1 protein-coding gene is annotated in these 628 nt (G+C 43.9%); it reads right to left on the reverse strand.

Going from position 1 to position 628, the window contains the following annotated elements; all coding sequences use genetic code 11:
* Positions 1 to 320: 320 nt before the first annotated feature.
* Positions 321 to 628: hypothetical protein (locus tag ACFILO_RS09695; RefSeq protein WP_375678237.1), on the reverse strand; the 308-nt coding region annotated here is incomplete at its 5' end.

The following is a 628-nucleotide window of genomic DNA, read 5'->3' on the forward strand; positions in this document are numbered from 1 at the left end:
CATCTTTGTTCGGGGATTCTCTTCTCCACCGGGAGGACTTTGATGAGATCAGAGATCAAGCGTTTCCACACCGCCTAAGGAGATCTAGGACGAGTAGGAGGCACCGCATGGGGTGGAGTTGGCGCAAGGACACTGCAAGAAAGCGTGGTTTTAGAGCTTGGAGGGAGTTCTTTCTCATCTTCGTGTTCTTTCTCTATTCTTCTCTTGTGTACCTTCCCTAAGGGGTCAACTGGCCATAGTGCCTTTGTTTATGAACATCGTGAAGTCTATGCTTATACACTCTTTGCCATTCAGCTATGGAATCCTAATATTTGCTTGTGTTAAATCTCTTGTTGCATAACTGTAGTGTGTTCTTCATTTGCATGATTGTTAGGGTGACAGACTAGCAAACCATTGTGCAATCTTGAATGCATAGATGCAACATAGCTCTTGAGCACACACATTGTCACGTTAGGATGTACCGAGGTAGTGTGATGGGGCAATGAGATAGCATTCAGGGAGCAGTGCAAATCTACAAAGGGATTTACTCTTGCACCGCCGATTACTCTATCCTTATCTCCTCCGACACCATTGCCATTATCTTTACTTTCTTGTTTGCTTAGATAGATATCACCCTTTTCTATTTGTT

It is taken from the genome of Bartonella sp. AP72JLCBS (assembly GCF_042195705.1).
Classification (GTDB): Bacteria; Pseudomonadota; Alphaproteobacteria; order Rhizobiales; family Rhizobiaceae; genus Bartonella.